The sequence below is a fragment of the Candidatus Effluviviaceae Genus V sp. genome, from assembly GCA_014728125.1.
In the GTDB taxonomy this organism is placed as follows: Bacteria; Joyebacterota; Joyebacteria; order Joyebacterales; family Joyebacteraceae; genus WJMD01.
Genome location: WJMD01000116.1, coordinates 1 through 3,102 on the forward strand (window position 1 = coordinate 1; position 3,102 = coordinate 3,102).

The window sequence follows — 3,102 nt, forward strand, 5'->3', positions numbered from 1 at the left end:
GCGGAGAAGGCCCGGGACGCCTGCGCCGTCGACCCGCACGACGCGCACGCTCACTCTCATCTCGCCTCGTACTACGGCGAGCTGGGACGACGGGAGGAGGCGCTCGAGCGGGCTGACAGAGCCCTGGCTCTGGCACCGGACGACCCGGAGGTCCTGTTCCATGTCGGACACACGTACGAGGTGCTGGGAGAGCGGGAGACCGCGCTCGAGTGGATCGGAAAGGCCGTCGAGCTGGGCTACTCCCGGGCGCAGATCGAGCGCACCCCGGGGCTCAGAGCGCTCTGTTCGAGTGCCGAGTACAAGCAGCTCATCGAGCGAGGGAGAGAGGAGCAACTACTCTAGCACGCCGTGCCGCGACGCGCCGGCCGATGCGCGCCACCCGGACCGGGAGCGCACAGGAAAGGAAGGTCTCATGTCACAGCAGCCGAAGACGATCCAGATCCCCATCACGGTCGTGGACGAAGTCCCCGTCGCAGCTCCGGCCGAGGCAGCTCCGGGCGACACCATCGTCTGGCAGGCGGGGAGCGACACGGTCAGCATCTGGTTCCCGCACGAGGACGTGTTCGAGAGCCGCGAGATCACGAACCGGAGCACGGGCGACATCGGGGTGACCGTTCCCAACGAGGCGGAGGAAGGCGAGTACCGCTACGCGATCTTCAGTCACGGGAAGGACGACTTCGTCCAGGGCGGGTCGCACCCGGTGATGATCATCAAAAAGCCGTAACGCTCACCGTCTCGCCGCGACGACCATCCACTTACTCTCGTCGGTGTAGGGACCTCGCTGGAAGTCGCCGTAGAGCTCGTGACGTGACAGACCGGCGTAGTCCAGCGCCTCCGCGACGTGTTCAGGGGTGACGACGGCGATGGTCGCGGACTCAACGAACGAGTCCGTTCTCGTCGTGCCGGGCAGGTATTCCTTGTAGAGGATGTCGAACGAGGTGGTGTCGTCCGCCTCGTTCCAGGTCTGGGCGATGAATCGGATGACGACGCGGCCGCCGGGCAGCTCGACGCGCAGCGGAGAGAACGATCTGACCTGACGGAGCGACGACGGCGACGAGACGTCGAAGGCGAAGATGCCGTCATCGTCCAGGTGGTCGGCCCCCGCTCGGAAGATGCCTCGCAGATCCTCAGTGCTGTCCCCCTGCACGCCCCCCGACGGAGCGTAGACGAACCCGAACGTCCTCCCGAGGTCGAATGAGAGCATGTCGGCCTTGAGGAGCCTGCAGCGCCCGGAGATGTTCGGGCACTCCGCGCGCCGCTTCATCTTCGCCTGACGCAGCATAGCAGGCTCGTTGTCGATGCCGATGCCGTCCCGGCCGTCCTTGCAGATCTCGAACAGCACGCGCCCCGTCCCGACGCCGAGTTCGAGAACATCGCCGCTCGTCTCCTGCGCGAGGCTCCTGTAGAACTCGAGATTGCCCTTCGTGTCGAAGTAGTCGTAGTACTGGGCGCTGCGGGCGTAGCTCATGGCTGGCGGCTCCGTTGCTGCTGTCGTAGACTGACGACACGCTCAATACTAGCACGCGCAGCGGGGAGAAAGGAAGGAGCGCCGAGGTGACCGTGCACACGGGACGCATCGCAGCTGAGACGAGAGGCAACGGCGATACGATCAACGTCACTGCGGAGCTGGCAGGCATCGTCGAGGAGAGCGGGCTCAGAAGCGGGCTCGCCACGCTCTTCATCGGCGGCTCGACGGCGGGGATCACGACCATCGAGTTCGAGCCCGGGGCGGTCTCGGATCTGGCGTCGGTCTTCGAGGAGATCGCACCGCAGGGCAGGGACTGGCGCCACCACGAACGGTGGGGCGACTACAATGGTCACAGCCATGTCCGCTCGGCGCTCCTGGGGCCGAGCCTGACGGTGCCGTTCGTCGACGGGCGGCTCACGCTCGGAACGTGGCAGCAGGTCGTGCTCGTCGACTTCGACGACAAGGCCCGCGCGCGCGAAGTGGTGGTGCAGCTCGTCGGAGAGTGACTGCGGGAAGGGAGGCTCGACCCATCTCGGAGAACCAGACGCCCGGCGCTTGATGCGCCGGGCGTGTTCCTTTGGACAGAGGGCCTGCCGGCGGTCGGTTCTTCCCTACAGCGAGAGCTCGAAGAAGCGAGCGCCGTCGATCGGGTTCTCCCGGTAGGCGGGGATCTCCTCGAAGCCCAGCGAACGATACAGGGCGTTGGCTGCGTGCATCGTGCCGATCGTGTCGAGCCGCATCACCCGGTAGCCGACCCGCCTGGCCTCCGCTATGACGGCCTCGGCCAGCGTCCTCCCGATCCCCTGCCCCCGCCCGGCCGGGCGCACGTACAGGCGCTTCATCTCGCAGACGTCGTCTTTGAACCGGCGAAGCGCCACACACCCGAGAACGATGTCGTCCTGAGTGGCAAGGAGAATACAGGAGTCCGGCGGCCGGTATGCGCCCTCAAGGTCGCTGATCTCGCGTTCGAAGTCCTGGAACGTCAGGTCGAATCCCAATGTCCCGACATATTCCTCGATGAGCGCCTGAGCCTCGCCGTAGTCCTCCGGCATGGCCACGCGCTGTATCTCGATGCGCCGGTCCATTGAGACGTCGTCCAGTCGCTTGGGGGAGTCGGTGCGTCACATGCTGACGAGAGCCGGTGCCGACCTGCCGCCGCAGTCGGGAGCCCGGTGTGACGCCGCGGGCCGGAGCCCGGTACTAGATGACGAGCTCGCCGTTCACGACGCCTGTCGTGTGCTCGCCGTCCTCGTCGACGAAGTCCAGCTTGCGGCAGACGACCGGGTTATCCACGGCGTAGACGATGTCCATGTGGCGGATGAGGTCCGGCGAGGAGAACGCGTCCGGCCCGACGTCGCCGCCGAGGTGGTCGCTTCTGCCATACGCCCAATGGAATCCGGCCTTCTCATCCTCGAGGACGTTGCCGGTGACGACGGCCTGTGGATTGCAGCCGATGGCGACCTCGGCGATGTTCCGAAGGGCCGCCTCCTGGTCGAACATCGACCGGAATTCATCAGCGAGCGGCCCGTCCCCCAGCACACCGACGACCTGATTGTGCTCGACGCGGAAGAGCAGGATCTCGTTGCCCGCGGCCACCGGGATCTCTCCGGCGGTCCTGCTGTCGTCGGACTCCC

6 protein-coding genes are annotated in these 3,102 nt (G+C 66.3%); 3 read left to right on the plus strand and 3 right to left on the minus strand.

Annotation, left to right across the window (positions count from 1 at the left end; genetic code table 11):
- Nucleotides 1-342 (plus strand): hypothetical protein (locus GF405_07290; GenBank protein ID MBD3367959.1); only part of this gene is annotated, 342 nt, incomplete at its 5' end.
- A 70-nt stretch (nt 343-412) separates the two neighbouring features.
- On the plus strand, nt 413-724 hold the full coding sequence (locus GF405_07295) for a hypothetical protein (GenBank protein MBD3367960.1): 312 nt from the start codon (nt 413-415) through the stop codon (nt 722-724).
- A 3-nt stretch (nt 725-727) separates the two neighbouring features.
- Here the strand turns inward: GF405_07295 and GF405_07300 are convergent, their stop codons facing one another.
- On the minus strand, nt 728-1,468 hold the full coding sequence (locus tag GF405_07300; GenBank protein MBD3367961.1) for a methyltransferase domain-containing protein: 741 nt from the start codon (nt 1,466-1,468) through the stop codon (nt 728-730).
- 86 nt (nt 1,469-1,554) lie between these two features.
- Here GF405_07300 and GF405_07305 point away from each other — a divergent pair, with 86 nt between their 5' ends.
- Complete coding sequence (locus GF405_07305) at nt 1,555-1,974, plus strand: YjbQ family protein (protein ID MBD3367962.1); 420 nt, start codon at nt 1,555-1,557, stop codon at nt 1,972-1,974.
- A gap of 105 nt (nt 1,975-2,079) precedes the next feature.
- Here the strand turns inward: GF405_07305 and GF405_07310 are convergent, their stop codons facing one another.
- Both GF405_07310 and GF405_07315 read right to left on the minus strand, forming a co-directional pair.
- Nucleotides 2,080-2,520 carry a GNAT family N-acetyltransferase gene (locus tag GF405_07310; protein ID MBD3367963.1) on the minus strand — a complete coding sequence of 147 codons (441 nt, stop codon included), beginning with the start codon at nt 2,518-2,520 and terminating at the stop codon, nt 2,080-2,082.
- 148 nt (nt 2,521-2,668) lie between these two features.
- On the minus strand, nt 2,669-3,064 hold the full coding sequence (locus tag GF405_07315; protein MBD3367964.1) for a hypothetical protein: 396 nt from the start codon (nt 3,062-3,064) through the stop codon (nt 2,669-2,671).
- Between the last annotated feature and the right edge of the window lie 38 nt (nt 3,065-3,102).